Here is a 17,268-nt window from a genome sequence, read left to right as displayed (position 1 = left end):
CCCCATGAGCGATTTCAACACTCTCGAACTGGTTACCGACGCCCGTGGCTTCGCCACCCTGTGGCTGAGTCGAGAACACAAAAACAATGCCTTCAACGCCGAAATGATCCGCGAACTGATCATTGCCCTGGACCACGTCCAGGGTGATCCCACCCTGCGCTTTCTGGTACTGCGCGGCCGTGGCAAGCACTTCAGCGCCGGCGCCGACCTGGCCTGGATGCAACAGTCGGCCGAGCTGGATTACCACACCAACCTGGATGACGCCCGGGAACTGGCAGAGCTGATGTACAACCTGGCCAAGCTGAAGATCCCGACGCTGGCAGTGGTTCAAGGCGCAGCCTACGGTGGCGCCCTCGGTTTGATCAGTTGCTGTGACATGGCCATTGGCACCAATGACGCGCAGTTCTGTCTGTCGGAAGTGCGCATTGGCCTGGCGCCAGCGGTCATCAGCCCGTTTGTGGTTCAGGCCATCGGTGAGCGTGCAGCCCGCCGTTATGCCCTGACTGCCGAGCGGTTCAGTGGTGAGCGCGCGCGGGAAATCGGCCTGTTGGCGGAAAGTTATCCGCCAGCCGAACTGGATCATCAGGTTGAACAGTGGATCGCCAACCTGCTGCTCAACAGCCCGGCGGCGATGCGTGCCAGCAAAGACTTGCTGCGCGAAGTCGCTCACGGCGCACTTACCCCAGCGCTACGGCGCTATTGCGAAAACTCCATCTCGCGCATCCGCGTCAGCGCCGAAGGCCAGGAAGGCTTGCGAGCCTTTCTGCAAAAACGTCCGCCCAGCTGGCAATCCCAGGAGCCGCGTTCATGAGTTCACCTGTTCTCACTACCGTGCTGGTGGCCAATCGCGGCGAAATTGCTTGCCGGGTCATGCGCACGGCCAAATCGTTGGGACTGACCACGGTCGCCGTCCACAGCGCTACCGACCGCGACGCCCGCCACAGCCGCGAGGCCGATATCCGCGTCGACCTGGGCGGCAGCAAGGCTGCTGACAGCTACCTGCAAATCGACAAACTGATCGCTGCGGCCAAGGCCAGTGGTGCCCAGGCGATTCATCCCGGTTATGGCTTTCTGTCGGAAAATGCCGGATTTGCTCGCGCGATTGAAGCGGCCGGTTTGATCTTCCTCGGCCCGCCCGCCTCGGCCATCGATGCCATGGGCAGCAAATCCGCTGCCAAGGCCTTGATGGAAACCGCCGGGGTGCCGTTGGTGCCCGGCTACCATGGCGAAGCACAGGACCTGGCAACCTTTCGCGAAGCGGCCGAACGCATTGGTTACCCGGTGCTGCTCAAGGCCACCGCCGGTGGTGGTGGCAAGGGCATGAAGGTGGTCGAAGACGTCAGCCAACTGGCCGAAGCCCTGGCCTCGGCACAGCGCGAAGCCCTGTCGTCCTTTGGCAACGCGCAGATGCTGGTGGAGAAGTACCTGATCAAGCCGCGCCATGTGGAGATCCAGGTGTTCGCCGATCAACAGGGGCATTGCCTGTACCTCAATGAGCGGGACTGCTCGATCCAGCGCCGTCATCAGAAGGTCGTCGAAGAAGCGCCAGCACCTGGTCTCAGCCCTTTGCTGCGCAAGGCCATGGGCGAATCTGCAGTACGTGCGGCCCAGGCCATCGGCTACATCGGTGCTGGCACCGTGGAGTTTTTGCTGGATGCACGGGGCGAATTTTTCTTCATGGAAATGAACACACGGCTGCAGGTGGAGCACCCGGTGACCGAGGCCATCACCGGCCTTGACCTGGTGGCCTGGCAAATTCGTGTGGCTCAGGGCGAACCGTTGCCGATGACCCAGGAGCAGGTGCCGCTGCTCGGCCATGCCATTGAAGTACGCTTGTACGCCGAAGACCCTGCCAATGATTTTCTGCCGGCCACCGGGCACCTGGCGCTGTACCGTGAATCAGCGCCTGGGCCGGGCCGCAGGGTTGACAGTGGTGTCGAGCAAGGCGATAGCGTCTCGCCGTTTTACGACCCTATGCTCGGCAAGCTGATTGCCTGGGGCGAGGACCGCGAACAGGCGCGCCTGCGACTGTTGAGCATGCTGGATGAGTTCGCCATCGGGGGGCTGAAGACTAACCTGGGGTTTGTGCGACGTATCATCGGCCATCCGGCGTTTGCGGCGGCGCAACTGGATACCGGGTTTATTCCTCGCTATCAGGATGACCTGCTGCCCGCCGTCGGCGAATTGAGCGATGAGTTCTGGCAAGCCGCCGGCCATGGTTTTATGCAGAGTCAGCCTGCCAAGGTACGCGATGATGATTCTTGCTCGCCTTGGGCTCGCAGCAATGGCTTTCGTGCAGGCTTACCCGCCGAGACCTCGCTGCACTTGAGCTGCAACGGCCAGGATCGCCTCGTGACGCTGCGAGAAAGTGTTCACGCACCGCAACTGCGGGGCGAACAGTTGCTGATCGACCAGCAAGGCGTGCGGCGCTCGCACCTCGCCGTACGTGGCGAAGGGGGTTTCTTTCTGCGCTGGGACGGCGAGATGCACAGCGTGAGGCTGTTTGATCCGATCGCCGCGGTTGAGGCCAGCCAGTCTCATCAAGGCGGCCTGACCGCACCGATGAATGGCAGCATCGTGCGCGTGCTGGTGGAACTCGGGCAGGCCGTTGAGGCCGGCACACAGTTGGTGGTGCTGGAGGCCATGAAAATGGAACACAGCATCCGGGCGCCCCACGCCGGCATCGTCAAGGCGCTGTATTGCCAGGAAGGCGAAATGGTCGGCGAAGGCAGCGCGCTGGTAGAACTGGAGGCGCAGGCTTAGAACTTCACCGTCGCCTGTACCACTACGCCGATGATCCGGCATTCATCGGTGAACAGGGATTTCGGATAGGTCGGGTTAAGCGGCACCAGGTAAAGCTGGCCGCTCTCCTCCATCAGTTTGCGGAAGGTCGCCTGGATGGCATCCGGCCATTGGGCGACCACCAGCTTGCCGGGCTCGGCTTCAATCGCCGGGTCGACCAGGATCATCATCCCTTCACCGATGCTCAAACCGCTGGGCGCGGTCATCGCGTCACCTGTCACCTGCAGCCAGAACGCAGCGCCGCGGGCGCGGTAGTCCGTCAGCTCGAAGCGCGCAGCGCCATAGGCAGGGCGCTCTTCGCGAACCTCGCCCACGCCCTTCCAGTCGCTCACCGGATAACGAAAATACGGGTTGTATTTCTCGGCCGGCAACTGCTCGTCTTCAACCGGCTCGGTGGCCTTTTCGCGGATCACCAAGGCGACTTCGAGAACCCCCAGGCCGAGCTCCTCGATCACCCGATTCATGTCGGCGAGGCTCGGTATACGGCGTTTGTTCAGCCAATGGCCGACGCCGCCCTGGGACATGCCCAAGCGCTCTGCAAGCTGATCCTGTGTGACCTTGCGGTCTTTCATGCTGGTTTTGACCAACGCTATCCATTTATCCATGGGGCCGACAATACGTTGTGTACTCAGGCCCACAATAAACACTTTGTAGTAATCAATCAAATGACATAAATACAATACGTACTACTATTGGGTCCAGGCATTCCACTCCCTACCCAGAGCACCCCCATCATGACCCTGTCCCCGGACCACCAGCCCTCTACACCCGACGAAGATGAACTGCTTTTCCTGCACAGCAGCGGTGCAGCCCAGCGTGCGCTGGATTATTACTTGAAAACGGATGTAACCGAATCGGTAACCGATGGCACCTTGTTCGAAGTCAAGGCCGAGGTCAGTGATGAAGAAGCCCTTCTCCACGCCTCTGACCTGCTGCGCAGCGCGGCCGCCACGGCTTATGAATCGGCGAATGGCACCCTCGGCAATAGCCGCGACCTGGCATTTTCGGTGGTTTATTTGATTGATATGGCCAGGGCCATGCTGGAACGGACACTGCAAGTCTCGGCTCGGAAAACCGACCACCAGACAAGCGCGTAGAAGCCATCAACGACAAATATTTCTATCAGGTTGATAAAAACATTTGACTTGCAAATGATAATGATTATTATTGCATGCAGCTGGTCGCGAGATCAGTCGATAAACCAAGGGACCTTAGGTCGGACTCTTGGAATATCTCCTCATCAGGCTAATCACGGTTTTTGACCCGGCTCTTTGGCCGGGTCTTTTTTTTGCCAGTTTTTCCTGGCGTGGCTTCAGGCTAATGAAGACTGTGTGTTGCTTGATGGCTCGCATGGTAGCAAAAGACCATCGCCGAAAGAAAGCCGATCAAGCGCTCTGGCATCGATCTTTCCAAAATAGCACTTGAGAATCAATCTCATAGATTCTAAGCTACTGCGGCGTCATGGATGACGCCCCCCTCTCCCCACGCAAAAATTTGCGTCCGAGCTTTACCTCGCTCCTGTGTAAAATGCCAGCCACAACAATCATATTCAGGCAACCAGACTATGACCGTGGCCTTGACCTCCATCAAAATCAGCACCAACTTTGACAGTGGCAATATCCAGGTGCTCGACGCCAGCGATGCCCATCAGTTGCTGCTGGCGATCAAACCAGATACTCGCAGCCAGCACTTCCAGTGGTTCCACTTCAAGGCCGAAGGCATGCATGTGGGCCACACCCACACCTTCCGCCTGAGCAACGCCGGCCAGTCCTCCTACAAACATGCCTGGACTGGCTACCGCGCCGTGGCATCCTACGACCACATCAATTGGTTCCGGGTGCCTACCCGCTTTGATGGCGAGACCCTGCACATCAGCCTTGAAACCCAGGAAAAACAAGCCTGGTTCGCCTATTTCGAACCCTACAGCCGCGAGCGTCATGACGGGTTGATCGACCAGGCACTGAATCGCGCCGGCACTCAATTGCTGGCCACCGGCAAAAGTGTTGAAGGCCGCGACATTCCATTACTGCGTCGGGGCAAAGGCGGCAAAGGCAAGCGCAAGGTCTGGATCATTGCCCAGCAGCATCCGGGCGAGCACATGGCCGAATGGTTTATGGAAGGCATCATCGAACGCCTGCAACAGGACGGCGACGATGAACTGAAAAAGCTCCTGGCCGCCGCCGATCTGTACCTGGTACCCAACATGAACCCGGACGGAGCCTTCCACGGTCACCTGCGCACCAACGCCATGGGCCAGGACCTCAACCGCGCCTGGCAAAGTGCCAGCCAGGAAATCAGTCCGGAAGTGCTGTTCGTCCAGCAGCAGATGGAAAAATATGGCGTCGACCTGTTCCTGGACATCCACGGTGACGAAGAAATCCCCTACGTCTTCACCGCTGGTTGTGAAGGCAACCCTGGTTACACCCCGCGTATCGAACAGCTGGAAAAACACTTTCGCAGCCACCTGAGCGCGCTGACCCGCGACTTCCAGACCGTCCACGGCTACACCCGTGACTTGCCGGGCGAAGCCAACATGACCCTGGCCTGCAACAGCGTTGGCGAGAAGTTCGATTGCCTGTCACTGACCCTGGAAATGCCCTTCAAGGACAACGATGACTCACCTGATCCGCACACCGGCTGGTCGGGCAAACGCTCGATGCAGTTGGGCAAGGATGTGTTGAGTACGGTGGCGGATATCGTTGCAGTGTTGCGCTAACCCCGTGCTGAAGGGCCCTCTGGATTTGGGCCCTTTACTCGACGGCCACGCGTCGACAATCCTCTGGCCCCACCAGGCGGCCATCTGCCGAGCGCAACTCCAGCGCCCGTAACGCAAGCCCCTGCGCGCAGTCCACCATCACAGAATGGTGTTCACCCTCAGCGTAGAAAAACCCCTCGCCCCATTGCCGTAATCCAATGATCACGGTGAACAACCCCCTGCCCTTTTCCGTCAACTGGTATTCCTGATACGCGCTGCCATCCGACGCCGGAACGATCTCGAAAATCCCATGGGCCACCAGGCTACGCAAACGCGTCGAAAGAATGTTCTTGGCCACCCCCAGGCTGCGCTGGAACTCGCCAAAGCGCCGGATGCCGTCGAAGGCATCACGAATGATCAACAGCGCCCAACCATCGCCAATGGCATCGAGGGAACGAGCCACCGGGCATTCGGCGCTTTCAAAGCGGGTGAGCTTGACCACGGGAAGATACCTGCCTTCGGAAAAATGTAGTTGCAATATAAAACTAGAATACCTACCGTACAACTGGTTTTAATTCGAAACCAGAGTAGGGAAGTCACGATGTCTCAATCCCCCTTGAGCGGCGCCGTAGTCTTGCTGTTCGCCATCGCCTGCGGCCTGTCGGTGGCGAACGTCTATTACGCCCAACCCTTGCTGGATGCCATGGCCGACAGCTTCGCCATGGACCACGCCACGGTCGGTATCGTCATCACCCTGACACAGATCGGTTATGGCGTCGGCCTGTTGCTGCTGGTACCTCTAGGCGACTTGTTGAACCGGCGGCGCTTGATCGTCGGCCAGTTGCTGTTGTCGACTTTCGCGGTCCTGCTGGTGGCACTGTCCTCCAACCGCTTTTGGCTGCTGGCCGGCATGGTCCTCACCGGGTTGCTGGCGGTAGTGACCCAGGTGCTGGTGGCCTATGCCGCAAACCTGGCACGGCCCGAGCAACGCGGGCATGTAGTGGGACTGGTCACCAGTGGCATCGTGGTCGGCCTGCTGCTGGCGCGCACGGTGTCGGGAACCATGGCTGACCTGGCCGGTTGGCGCTCGGTGTACGTGTTGTCGGCGGGATTGACCTTGCTGATGGCACTGATGCTTTGGCGGATCTTGCCCACAGCCGAACAGCCAAGGGCCAGCGAATCCTATGGTCAGTTGATCCGCTCGGTCTTCACCCTGTTCCGGAAAGAAAAGGTACTGCGGGACCGGGCGGTATTGGCGCTGCTGATTTTCGCCGCCGGCACCGTGCTGTGGACGCCACTGGTGTTGCCCTTGAGAGCCCCGCCGCTGTCGTTGTCCCACACGCAAATCGGCCTGTTCGGACTGGCCGGTGCAGCTGGTGCCCTTGGTGCAGCCCGCGCCGGGCATCTGGCCGACCGGGGCCTGGCCCAATGGACCAGCGGCGTTGCCCTGGTGTTGATGCTGGTGTCCTGGCTGGCGATTGCCTTTACCCAATCCTCCCTGTGGGCGCTGTTGCTCGGCGTGATTACCTTCGACCTGGGCCTGCAAGCAGTGCACGTCACCAGCCAAAGCCTGATCTACAGCGTGCGCCCCGAAGCCCAGAGCCGGTTGGCGGCCGGCTACATGCTGTTCTATTCGGTGGGCAGCGCGCTGGGATCAGTGGGTGCAACCATGGTGTATGCCTGGGCGGGATGGATTGGAGTCTGCGCCCTCGGCGCCGGCATCAACCTGCTGGCGCTGATCTACTGGCGGGTTACGCTGAGCCCTGCAACGGCTGCACAAGCACAACCGTCACAGGGTTAACCATCAGTCCTTGGTCCCGGTCATGCTTTGCAGTACGCCATCACGGCGGATCAGCCCATGAAACAGCGCCGCCGCCAGATGCATCAGCACCGTCAGGAACAGCAAGTAGGCGAGAAACCCATGAGCCTTACGCAACACCGCAAATAGCTGGGCATTGGCCGAGACCAGTGCAGGCAACTGCACGGAACTGCTGAGCATCACCGGATCACCCGCCGCCGAAATCATCCCCCAGCCCAGCAACGGCAAGATCAGCATCAACGCATAAAGCACGACATGGGACGCCTTGGCCGCCAGCACCTGCCATAACGGCAAGTCGGTGGGCAACGACGGCTGGCGAGTGGAAAAGCGCACCACCAGGCGCACGATCACCAGCGCCAGGATGGCGATCCCCAAAGGCTTGTGCAGATGCAGCAGCCACTCGTGCCGTTGCGAGACCGAGGCCGCCATGCCCGCGCCGATAAACAGCATGGCGATGACCATCAAGGCCATCAGCCAATGCAGCAGCCGCGCCAAGGGTGCGAAAAACCGGGGTTGGACATTCATGGCTTCGACTCCTGAGGGGCACTGTGCAACTGACTGACTTCACTGGTACGGCGCAGGTAGGAACTGGCATACGCCGCCGAACGAGCGGCCAGCAGCGGGTCATTGGAGGCTTCGATACCACTGGGCAGGATCAACGGATCAAAGTTGATATCGCGGCAATCACCGTCGATTTGCGGCTGACTGCTTTGCAGTACCAGAGTCCCGGCGTTCAACACCTTGTGCTCACCCGACCAGGCCTTGCTGGCGTCATCAGTGGGGTCGCCGGGATTGGCCAGGGTGATATTCAACTGCCAATGCAGGGGGCCGGCTACCAGGCGCTGTGCCAGGTCTTTTTCCAGGAAGTCCGCGCCTTCTGGCGCTGCAGCACCTGGCGCATCCTCACTCACAGGCACCACGCCCCAGCGAACGGCCTGACGTTGGCCACTGGCATTCACCAGGTAAAACGCATTGATGCCGTTATAAGTCTCTGTGGCATAGCTGGCGGACGGTTTAGCGGTTTTTACCCACGCCAGAAACGGCGCCGTCTGCGGATGAGAAGCAAAGAATGCCGGCATATTGGCCGGGTTCGGCTTGCCGGTGGCAGGGTCCGGCGCGCCCGCCTTGAGCATCTGGTAGAACGCCTCGGGCGTACCCACCGGGAACACCGGCATGCTGTTCATCCCAGTGCGCCATTGCTGGCCGTTGGCCAAGCTGAATTGCAGGGCAAAACTGCGGATCGGTACGCTGCTGTCCGGCGCATAGGGGTTGCCGCTGGGCAAGGCAAAGCGGCCAATCACCGGCGTACGCGCCTCGCTGAACACTTGGGCACTGGAATACTGGCGCACCGAAGGATCACTCTCGAAATAACCCGCCACGCATACACCTTTGGAGTGGTTTCGGCGGTAACCCGGATGCACACCGTTGTTGGTTTCCAAGGCGTTGACCAGGGTTTTGGGGCGCAATCGTTGTGGGTCGAGGCTGCCGTTGACGTAGGCAAAAGCCCCCGCCACAACCGCTACCACTACGCCGATGCTGGCCAACCGCACTATCAGGCTCGCAGTGCTTAACGGAGGGTGTCGCGGTGATGAGTGATCTACCATGAAAGAACTCCAGGGCCAGTGGCTACAGGTGTGAAAACAGAAGGTCGGTGCAATAGGACGAACCCCGGCAAACTCTATTCCCGGGCTGGCTGTTTATTTTTCAAGGCCTGGAATAACCTTCAACACTGGGCGTCTTCCTAGTCCCAGCGTAGTGACTAGCCAGAACCCCATGCACGAACTCGACGAACAGTTACGTGAACTCATTCCAAGGCTTCGGCGTTTTGCCGTGTCCCTGACGCGCAACTCCAGCAGCGCCGACGACCTGGTGCAGGCGAGCCTTGAGCGCGCGATCATCCGTTGGGCCGACAAGCGCCCCGAAGGCGATTTGCGCGCATGGCTGTTCTCGATCCTTTACCGGCAGTTTCTCGATGCTCACCGGCGTTTCCGGCGCTATGCGCGGATGCTTGAGTTTTTTACCGGCCGCGATGACGCCCAGCCCTCGGTCGAGCGCACCGTGATTGCGCAATCGACCCTGCAAGCCTTCGACCAACTGAACACCGAACAACGCGCCCTGCTGCTGTGGGTCTCGGTAGAGGGCTTGAGCTATAAGGAAGTCGCCGACATCCTCGATGTGCCCGTCGGCACCGTGATGTCTCGCCTGTCCCGTGCGCGCCAGGCCTTACGTCAGGTCAGCGACGGCGAAATCACCAGCCCTTCCCTGCGGATACTCAAATGATCAGCCTGCCTCCCAGCGAACGCGATTTGCATGCCTACGTCGATCACCAGCTTTTGGAGGCTGATCGTCGCCTACTCGATATCTGGCTGGCGGCCCACCCCGAGGTCGCGGCCCAGGTCCACGCCTGGCAACAGGATGCACAACACCTGCGCGCAGCCCTGAGTGGCGCGCTGCAACAACAACCCGCCAATCCTGACCTGGACCCGGCCATGATTCGCCAACGGATCAAGCGCCAGTCTCGCCGTCACCTCGCCACCGCCGCCGTGCTATTGATAGCCGTCAGCGTCGGCGGCCTGGGCGGCTGGCAGGCACGGCAAGCAACCATGACCAGCGCGGTGCCACCGATGACCGATGCCATGCAGGCCTATCGCCTGTTTGCCCAGAACCAGATCATGCCCGCCGACTACAAAGTGCAAGACAACGGCGACATACAAACCTGGCTCGACCGCTACTTCACCCAGGCCCACCGCCTGCCGGACCTGACCCAGGCGGGTTTCAAGGCGGTCAGCGGGCGCTTGCTCACCACCGAGCAGGGCGCGGCGGCCATGGTGCTGTACGAAGACCCCAAAGGCCGGCGCATCAGCTTCTACATCCGGCCACCAGGGCCGGGAAACAACCTGCTGCCACGGGGCAGTCGCAGTGCCGACGGGTTGCAGGCCGAGTACTGGTCGGGCGCCGGCTACAACTATGCGATGGTCAGCCCGACGGATGAACCGACCACCCAGATGCTCAAGCAGACCATAAGGTTCTAGAACCCCACGCCCAACACCACATGTCAATATCGGTCCTTGCGGTACAGATCGCGCCTCTGTGCTCGTCAAACCGCTATCATCACCACCCGTTACGCCCTTCCTATTGCCGAGTGACCACGCTGTTCATGGATACCCTTGCCCAACTCAAGGCCGGCCAATTGGCTGGCATCAAGCGTCTGGACCTATCTTGCGGGCTGACAGAATTCCCCCGGGAAATCTTCGACCTGGCGGACTCCTTGGAAATTCTCAACCTGAGCGGCAACGCCCTGCACGGCCTGCCGGACGACCTGCACCGCCTGCACCACTTGCGCGTGCTGTTCTGCTCCGACAATGCCTTCACCGAACTGCCCGAATGCCTGGGCCAATGCACCCGGTTGAGCATGGTCGGTTTCAAGGCCAACCAGATAGAAAACGTCCCGGCCGCCGCCCTGCCGCCATTGCTGCGTTGGCTGATCCTCACCGACAACCGCATCAGCCGGTTGCCGGCCGAGTTGGGCGAAAGACCGCTGCTGCAAAAACTGATGCTGGCCGGCAACCACCTTGAACAGTTACCCGAGAGCCTGGCCCACTGCAAAAACCTTGAGTTGCTGCGCATCGCCTCCAACCGCTTGACCTACCTGCCGGACTGGCTGCTGGCGCTGCCCAGCCTGACCTGGCTGGCCTATGCCGGCAACCCGGTGGAAATGGCCGTTGAGGTGGCCAGCAACGACACGACACCCAATATTCCCTGGTCGCAGCTCGACCTGGCCCAGGTGCTCGGCGAAGGCGCTTCCGGGATCATTCGCCAGGCGACCTGGACCCCAACGACGGGCCCGGCCAGGGCCGTCGCGGTCAAGCTCTACAAAGGCAGCATCACCAGCGACGGTTCTCCCTTGCACGAGATGCAGGCCAGCATTGCTGCCGGCCAACATGCCAATTTGATCAAGGTTGAAGGCCGCGTCATTGGCCATCCCGAAGGCCAGGCGGCGTTGGTGATGCCACTGATCGAGCCGAGCTACCGCAACCTCGCGGGCTTGCCGAGCCTGGCCTCGTGTACCCGTGACGTCTATGAACCCGGCACGCGCTTGCGCGCCGAGGTGGCCCTGCGCATGGTGAGCGGCATCGCCTCGGTGGCGGCACATCTGCATCGCCAGGGCATCACCCACGGCGATCTCTACGGCCACAATATTTTGTGGAACGAAGCCGGTGATTGTTTGCTGGGGGACTTTGGTGCCGCCTCGTTCCATGCCACGGCTGACAGCCTCGAAACACAGGCCTTGCAGCGCATTGAAGTGCGGGCATTCGGGGTGTTGCTGGGGGAGTTGCTGGAGCGGATTGAGACCGGGTTGAGCGATGAGAATCGCCGGGCACTGGAGGTATTGCAGGAGCGTTGCTGTCAGCCGGATGTGCTGGCAAGGCCGGGATTCGCCGAGATCGAGACGCTGTTAGCGTGACCGTATGATCATTCCCACACTGGGTGGGAATGATCAGTTAAAGGGTTAGCCCGCCAACCCGACAAACATGTCCTGCACGTCGTCATGGTTGTCCAGGCCTTCGAGGAAGGCTTCGACTTCAGCCATTTGCTCCTCGCTCAAACCGCTGACCGGGTTTTTCGGCTGATATCCCAGCTTGGCGGACAGCACGGTGAAACCCTGTTCAGGCAAGGCTTTCTGTACGGAGTCGAGGTCAGTAGGCTCGGTGATGAACAGGGTTGCGCCCTCTTCGCCTTCTTCAAAATCCTGGGCGCCGGCTTCAATGGCGGCCATTTCCGGATCGGCGTCCGGGGTGTCTGGCGTGGCTTCGATCATGCCGACATGGTTGAAGTCCCAGGCCACGGAGCCGGAAGCGCCCAGTTGACCCTTGCGAAACGCCACGCGAATTTCCGCCACGGTACGGTTGATGTTGTCGGTCACGCACTCAACGATCAATGGCACCTGATGCGGGGCAAAACCTTCGTAGGTCACGCGATGGTAGTGCACGGTCTCACCCAGCAGGCCGGCGCCTTTCTTGATAGCCCGGTCCAGTGTTTCCTTGGGCATCGAGGCCTTTTTGGCCTGTTCCACCACCAGACGCAGGTGCGCGTTGGTCGAGATATCGGCACCGTTGCGGGCGGCAATAGTGATCTCTTTCACCAGTTTGCCGAAAATCTTGCCCTTGGCATTGGATGCCGCTTCTTTGTGTTTAACCTTCCACTGTGCGCCCATGACTCGCTCTCTTTTGTCCATCGCGCCGAGACGTCTACTGGCCGGCGCTTTGGGGCCAGAGTTTATAGCGCAAAAACACTCTGATCCACCAAAAAACCGGCCGCTGACGCAGGAGGTCGGGTGCGCAATGGTTTGGAGTGGTGGCGACATTCCTGGAGATTGTCAGGGAAAGCCTGCTGGAGGATCAGCCCGGCGCCAACTCAAAAAACGCCTGAATCAAGCGCAACTCCCGGCGCCGCTCCATGCAACCGATCATGTGCTGGTTCACCAGCCCGTCGCCGCTGATGGGAATCGCTCGAACCCGTGGGTCGCGGCTGACCTCCACCGATGACACCACCCCCACCCCCAACTCAGCGGCCACGGCTTCCGTCACCGCTTCGCGGCTGTCCAGTTCCAGCAGCACCTTGGGCTGGACCCCTGCCTGGGAGCAGGCATCGTCGAAGGTGCGGCGGGTGATGGAACTGGGCTCGCGCAACACCATGATCACCTGGTCCAGTTGCTCAAGGCGAATCCCTGCCGGGTCCGCCAACCAGGGATGCCCTGCCGGCACCAGCGCGCAGATCCGTGACTCACTCAAGGGTTGCAGGTGCAGGCCCTTGCGCGGCTCGACCTCGGTCAACACCGCCACGTCAGCGTGTTCGGACAGCAGTGCGGCGAGGGTTTCCTGAGCGTTGCCCAGGCGCAGGTTGACGGTGATCCCCGGATAACGGGCGCGCAACTTCGCCAGCATCGGCATGACCATGTGCGGCCCGTCCGCCGCCACTTCCAGGCGCCCGGTGAGCAGTTGCCGGTTGGCCTCCAGCATCGCTTGCGCCTCGTCCACCAGGCCAAAGATGGCCCGAGTGATCGCGGCGAGCTTGGTGCCCTCCTCGGTCAATTCCACCCGCCGGGCAGTGCGCCGCAACAGGGTGATCTGGTAGTGCTCCTCCAGCGCCTTGATATGCCCGGTGACCGCCGGCTGGCTGATAAACAACCGCGCAGCGGCACGGGTAAAACTACCGTCACGGGCGACGGCATCAAATGCACGCAGTTGAAATAAATTCATAGTTATCGGCCTCACTGATGGCTGGCATAACAACAAACAATTTGATTGATGACAAGGCAAACTGCAACTTATGTCCCGTAGCTTCACCCCAACGCTTTGCGAGGACATCAGAATGAGTACTGCCGCGCCGATCCTGCTCACCCCCGGGCCCTTGACCACCTCCGCCCGTACCCGCCAGGCAATGATGGTGGACTGGGGTTCATGGGATAACAGTTTCAATCAACTGACCGCCAGCCTCTGCAAGCAGCTGCTGAGTATCGTCAACGGCAGCGACAGCCATCACTGCGTGCCGTTGCAGGGCAGCGGCACTTTCGCGGTAGAAGCGGCCATCGGCACCCTGGTCCCACGGGACGGCAAGGTGCTGGTGCTAATCAATGGCGCCTATGGCAAGCGCCTGGCGAAGATTTGCAAAGTGTTGGGCCGCTCGTTCAGCACCTTTGAAACCGCCGAAGATGAACCCACCACCGCCGCCGACGTCGACCGCCTGCTGCAGGCTGACAGCGGTATCACCCACGTCGCATTGATCCATTGTGAAACCAGCACCGGCATCCTCAACCCGCTACCGGAAATCGCCCAGGTCATCGCCCGCCACGGCAGGCGCCTGATCATCGACGCCATGAGTTCCTTTGGCGCGCTGCCCATCGATGCCCGCCAAGTGCCTTTTGATGCGCTGATCGCCGCCTCCGGCAAATGCCTGGAAGGTGTGCCGGGGATGGGTTTTGTCTTCGCCGAAAAACAGGCACTGACCGCCTCCCAGGGCAACAGCCACTCCCTGGCCATGGATCTGTTTGATCAACACAGTTATATGGCCAAGACCGGCCAATGGCGCTTCACCCCGCCAACCCACGTCGTCGCCGCACTGCACGAAGCGTTGCTGCAATACAACGAAGAAGGCGGCTTGCCGGCTCGCCATCAGCGCTATGCCAACAACTGCCAGACACTGCTGGAGGGGATGGCCAAGCTCGGTGTGCGCAGCTTTCTACCCACCGCGATCCAGGCGCCGATCATCGTCACCTTCCACGCGCCAAACGACCCGCGCTACCAGTTCAAGGACTTCTACGAACGGGTCAAGGCCAAGGGATTCATCCTCTACCCCGGCAAATTGACCCAAGTGGAAACCTTTCGCGTCGGCTGCATCGGCCATGTCAACCAGACCGAGATGCAGGCTGCCGTGGCAGCGATTGCCCAGGTACTGCAAGAGATGGAAGTGCTGTAAATCTGATTACCCCCCTTATTTTGAACCACAGGATTTGAACCATGAACTACCAAAACCCAAGCAAACTCCAAGCCGCCATCCTCGACTGGGCCGGCACCGTGGTCGACTTCGGCTCCTTCGCCCCAACCCAGATCTTTGTCGAAGCCTTCGCCGAATTCGACGTCCAGGTCTCCATCGAAGAAGCGCGCGGCCCGATGGGCATGGGCAAGTGGGACCACATCCGCACCCTGTGCGACCAGCCGCAAGTGGCCGAACGGTACTTCAAAGCATTTGGCCGTACGCCGACCGATGACGACGTGACCGCCATCTACCAACGCTTCATGCCGTTGCAGATCGAAAAGATCGCCGAACACTCCGCCTTGATTCCCGGCGCCCTGGAGACCATCGCGCAGTTGCGTCAGCAAGGTATCAAGATCGGCTCCTGCTCCGGCTACCCCAAGCAGGTCATGGATAAGGTGGTGGAACTGGCCGCCCGTAACGGCTATGTCGCCGACCATGTGGTCGCCACCGACGAAGTGCCCAACGGCCGCCCGTGGCCGGCCCAGGCGTTGGCTAACGTGATCGCGCTGGGGATAGATGATGTCGCTGCCTGCGTGAAGATCGACGATACCGTGCCGGGCATTCTGGAAGGCCGTCGTGCCGGGATGTGGACCGTGGCGCTGACCTGCTCGGGCAACGCGCTGGGCCTTACCTACGAACAATTTCGCGCATTGGACGGCGAAACACTGGCCAGCGAACGCAGCCGTATCCAGGGCCAGTTCGAAAGCTCACGTCCTCACTATATGATCGACACTATCAGCGACCTGCCTGCGGTCATTGCCGATATCAATAGTCGTCTGGCACGAGGTGAGATGCCGCAGAGCAACTGATAAAGATCAACATATTGCGACCTCACGCAGTTGCCACGGGCAAACCTGGAAAAAAGGCTTACATTGAAAGGACTTCGTCGTTAAAGAACGGAGGTTTGCCCTGATGAGTGAGGAACAAAGCAATGCCCTGGAAAAACACTGATTCGCGTTACAGTACGATGTCGATTGCCCTGCACTGGCTGATGCTGGTGCTGCTGGTAGTGGTCTACGCCGCCATTGAATTTCGCGGGATATTCCCCAAGGGCAGTGGTGGCCGTACGTTAATCAAGGAGCTGCACTTCATGTTCGGCCTGACGGTATTCGTACTGGTCTGGCTGCGACTGTTCGCGCGCACCCTGGGAGTAGCACCGAAGATCGTGCCGGCGCCGCCGCAATGGCAGGCCTTGCTTGCCACCCTGATGCACGTGGCACTCTATGTATTCATGATCGGCATGCCGATTTTTGGCTGGTTGATCGTTAGCGCCGAGGGACACTCGGTGCTGTTTTACGGGATTGAGTTACCGCCGCTGATTGGCGAGAACAAGGACCTGGCCAAGCAGATCGAAGGCTGGCACGTGCTGGGTGGCACCATCGGCTATTGGCTGATCGGCCTGCATGCCATAGCGGGGCTTTATCACCATTACTTTATGCGTGACAACACCATGATGCGGATGATGCCTAAACGCTGACCTTACGCAAAACCCCGGCGGCCCTGTAAACCGCCGGTGTGGATGAAGATCAGGCGTGTGCCTACGGCAAACCGGCCCGCCTCGACTTGCTCCTTCAACGCCAGCAGCGCCTTGGCGGTGTAAAGAGGCTCAAGGGGCAAACCGCTGGCCTGTTCCGTGGCGTCGATAAACGCCAGCAGCACGGGATCAACCTGGGCAAATCCGCCTCGGCTGGCATCAAGCAGTTCGAACCCTCCTTGCACAATCTCGCGCACCTGGCGCTCCACACCGTGATCCTGTGGCACCGCCAGCGCGCCATACACCGGATGCGCACCCGCCTCGGCCAGCACCAGCCCGGCCAACGTGGTACCGGTCCCGGCGGCTAGCCACCAACCGTGATAGTCCGCCCAACCCAAACCGCACAACTGTGCCTGTGCCTGGAACACCAACTGCCTGCAGCCCATGGCCCCCGACAATCCTCCGCCACCCTCAGGCACCGGGTGCAAATGCGGATACTGCTCCCTCCACGACAGCCAGAAATCAGGCTCATGGCGCGCCCGATATCCGCCATAGCCCAGCCAATGCAGCTGCATGCCGAAGGCCTTGAGGTCGAGTACGGTGGGGGTTTCTTGAGGATGACCACGCAATAGCCCGACGGTGGCAAAGCCGAAGCGTTTGCCGGCTGCCGCCAACGCGTGCAGGTGGTTGGAGTAAGCACCGCCCAGGCTGATGATACCGCTAGCGCCGGCTTGCTGAGCTTGAGCCAAATGCTCGGTCAGCTTGAACCACTTGTTACCGCTGATCAGCGGGTCGATACGATCCAGGCGCAGCACCGCAACCTCGATGCCAGCGCGTGCCAGCCAGTCCAGATGCAACGGTTCAAGCGGGGCGTGAGGGAGCCAGTCGAAGGGACCCATGGCAGCGAGTCTGCATGAAAAAAGGGGCGGTATTCTAACACCA

18 protein-coding genes are annotated in these 17,268 nt (G+C 60.4%); 11 read left to right on the top strand and 7 right to left on the bottom strand.

Annotation, left to right across the window (positions count from 1 at the left end; genetic code table 11):
• Nucleotides 1-4 precede the first annotated feature (4 nt).
• Nucleotides 5-811 carry a gamma-carboxygeranoyl-CoA hydratase gene (locus tag AAEZ06_RS20970; protein WP_149413992.1) on the top strand — a complete coding sequence of 269 codons (807 nt, stop codon included), beginning with the start codon at nt 5-7 and terminating at the stop codon, nt 809-811.
• A complete protein-coding gene (locus tag AAEZ06_RS20965) occupies nt 808-2,763 on the top strand; it encodes an acetyl/propionyl/methylcrotonyl-CoA carboxylase subunit alpha (RefSeq protein WP_350616018.1) in 1,956 nt (651 codons plus the stop codon). Before AAEZ06_RS20970 ends, AAEZ06_RS20965 begins: the two co-directional genes overlap by 4 nt.
• On the opposite strand, the gene AAEZ06_RS20960 is transcribed toward AAEZ06_RS20965, so the two are convergent.
• Nucleotides 2,760-3,407, bottom strand: a complete 648-nt coding sequence (locus AAEZ06_RS20960; protein WP_149413994.1) for a LexA family protein — start codon at nt 3,405-3,407, stop codon at nt 2,760-2,762. The two genes, AAEZ06_RS20965 and AAEZ06_RS20960, sit on opposite strands and share 4 nt — an antisense overlap.
• 129 nt (nt 3,408-3,536) lie before the next feature.
• Between AAEZ06_RS20960 and AAEZ06_RS20955 the strand changes: the two genes are divergently transcribed.
• On the top strand, nt 3,537-3,899 hold the full coding sequence (locus AAEZ06_RS20955) for a DUF6124 family protein (RefSeq protein ID WP_350616016.1): 363 nt from the start codon (nt 3,537-3,539) through the stop codon (nt 3,897-3,899).
• Between the two features lie 467 nt (nt 3,900-4,366).
• Nucleotides 4,367-5,518, top strand: a complete 1,152-nt coding sequence (locus AAEZ06_RS20950) for a M14 family metallopeptidase (protein WP_149413996.1) — start codon at nt 4,367-4,369, stop codon at nt 5,516-5,518.
• 34 nt (nt 5,519-5,552) lie between these two features.
• On the opposite strand, the gene AAEZ06_RS20945 is transcribed toward AAEZ06_RS20950, so the two are convergent.
• On the bottom strand, nt 5,553-5,999 hold the full coding sequence (locus AAEZ06_RS20945; RefSeq protein ID WP_149413997.1) for a winged helix-turn-helix transcriptional regulator: 447 nt from the start codon (nt 5,997-5,999) through the stop codon (nt 5,553-5,555).
• 99 nt (nt 6,000-6,098) lie between these two features.
• On the opposite strand from AAEZ06_RS20945, the gene AAEZ06_RS20940 reads away from it, so the two are divergent.
• Nucleotides 6,099-7,298 carry an MFS transporter gene (locus AAEZ06_RS20940; protein WP_350616013.1) on the top strand — a complete coding sequence of 400 codons (1,200 nt, stop codon included), beginning with the start codon at nt 6,099-6,101 and terminating at the stop codon, nt 7,296-7,298.
• Nucleotides 7,299-7,301: 3 nt separating this feature from the next.
• On the opposite strand, the gene AAEZ06_RS20935 is transcribed toward AAEZ06_RS20940, so the two are convergent.
• Both AAEZ06_RS20935 and AAEZ06_RS20930 read right to left on the bottom strand, forming a co-directional pair.
• On the bottom strand, nt 7,302-7,841 hold the full coding sequence (locus AAEZ06_RS20935) for a cytochrome b (RefSeq protein WP_149413999.1): 540 nt from the start codon (nt 7,839-7,841) through the stop codon (nt 7,302-7,304).
• Nucleotides 7,838-8,920, bottom strand: coding sequence for a catalase family peroxidase (locus tag AAEZ06_RS20930; RefSeq protein WP_149414000.1), 1,083 nt, complete (start codon nt 8,918-8,920; stop codon nt 7,838-7,840). Before AAEZ06_RS20930 ends, AAEZ06_RS20935 begins: the two co-directional genes overlap by 4 nt.
• A 169-nt stretch (nt 8,921-9,089) precedes the next feature.
• Between AAEZ06_RS20930 and AAEZ06_RS20925 the strand changes: the two genes are divergently transcribed.
• The 3 genes from AAEZ06_RS20925 (at nt 9,090) to AAEZ06_RS20915 (ending at nt 11,781) form a co-directional block, all read left to right on the top strand.
• Complete coding sequence (locus tag AAEZ06_RS20925) at nt 9,090-9,596, top strand: sigma-70 family RNA polymerase sigma factor (protein ID WP_350616010.1); 507 nt, start codon at nt 9,090-9,092, stop codon at nt 9,594-9,596.
• Complete coding sequence (locus tag AAEZ06_RS20920) at nt 9,593-10,348, top strand: anti-sigma factor family protein (protein WP_149414002.1); 756 nt, start codon at nt 9,593-9,595, stop codon at nt 10,346-10,348. The genes AAEZ06_RS20925 and AAEZ06_RS20920 overlap by 4 nt, the downstream gene beginning before the upstream one ends.
• A gap of 125 nt (nt 10,349-10,473) precedes the next feature.
• Nucleotides 10,474-11,781 carry a leucine-rich repeat-containing protein kinase family protein gene (locus AAEZ06_RS20915; RefSeq protein ID WP_350616008.1) on the top strand — a complete coding sequence of 436 codons (1,308 nt, stop codon included), beginning with the start codon at nt 10,474-10,476 and terminating at the stop codon, nt 11,779-11,781.
• 45 nt (nt 11,782-11,826) lie between these two features.
• Here the strand turns inward: AAEZ06_RS20915 and AAEZ06_RS20910 are convergent, their stop codons facing one another.
• Nucleotides 11,827-12,531, bottom strand: coding sequence for a YebC/PmpR family DNA-binding transcriptional regulator (locus tag AAEZ06_RS20910; RefSeq protein WP_149414004.1), 705 nt, complete (start codon nt 12,529-12,531; stop codon nt 11,827-11,829).
• 184 nt (nt 12,532-12,715) lie between these two features.
• A complete protein-coding gene (locus AAEZ06_RS20905) occupies nt 12,716-13,576 on the bottom strand; it encodes a LysR substrate-binding domain-containing protein (protein WP_350616005.1) in 861 nt (286 codons plus the stop codon).
• Nucleotides 13,577-13,688: 112 nt separating this feature from the next.
• Between AAEZ06_RS20905 and AAEZ06_RS20900 the strand changes: the two genes are divergently transcribed.
• The 3 genes from AAEZ06_RS20900 (at nt 13,689) to AAEZ06_RS20890 (ending at nt 16,329) form a co-directional block, all read left to right on the top strand.
• A complete protein-coding gene (locus tag AAEZ06_RS20900; protein ID WP_350616003.1) occupies nt 13,689-14,792 on the top strand; it encodes a 2-aminoethylphosphonate--pyruvate transaminase in 1,104 nt (367 codons plus the stop codon).
• A 41-nt stretch (nt 14,793-14,833) separates the two neighbouring features.
• Nucleotides 14,834-15,661: a phosphonoacetaldehyde hydrolase gene (gene phnX / locus AAEZ06_RS20895; protein WP_149414007.1), complete on the top strand. Its 828-nt coding sequence runs from the start codon at nt 14,834-14,836 to the stop codon at nt 15,659-15,661.
• Nucleotides 15,662-15,783: 122 nt separating this feature from the next.
• Nucleotides 15,784-16,329, top strand: coding sequence for a cytochrome b (locus AAEZ06_RS20890; protein WP_149414008.1), 546 nt, complete (start codon nt 15,784-15,786; stop codon nt 16,327-16,329).
• A gap of 2 nt (nt 16,330-16,331) precedes the next feature.
• Here AAEZ06_RS20890 and AAEZ06_RS20885 read toward each other — a convergent pair whose 3' ends face one another.
• Nucleotides 16,332-17,225 carry a 1-aminocyclopropane-1-carboxylate deaminase/D-cysteine desulfhydrase gene (locus AAEZ06_RS20885; RefSeq protein ID WP_149414009.1) on the bottom strand — a complete coding sequence of 298 codons (894 nt, stop codon included), beginning with the start codon at nt 17,223-17,225 and terminating at the stop codon, nt 16,332-16,334.
• Nucleotides 17,226-17,268: the final 43 nt, after the last annotated feature.

This window comes from Pseudomonas sp. HY7a-MNA-CIBAN-0227, assembly GCF_040310325.1.
In the GTDB taxonomy this organism is placed as follows: Bacteria; Pseudomonadota; Gammaproteobacteria; order Pseudomonadales; family Pseudomonadaceae; genus Aquipseudomonas.
The sequence above is the reverse complement of the archived record's forward strand: the minus strand, read 5'-3'. Positions and strand labels throughout refer to the sequence as shown.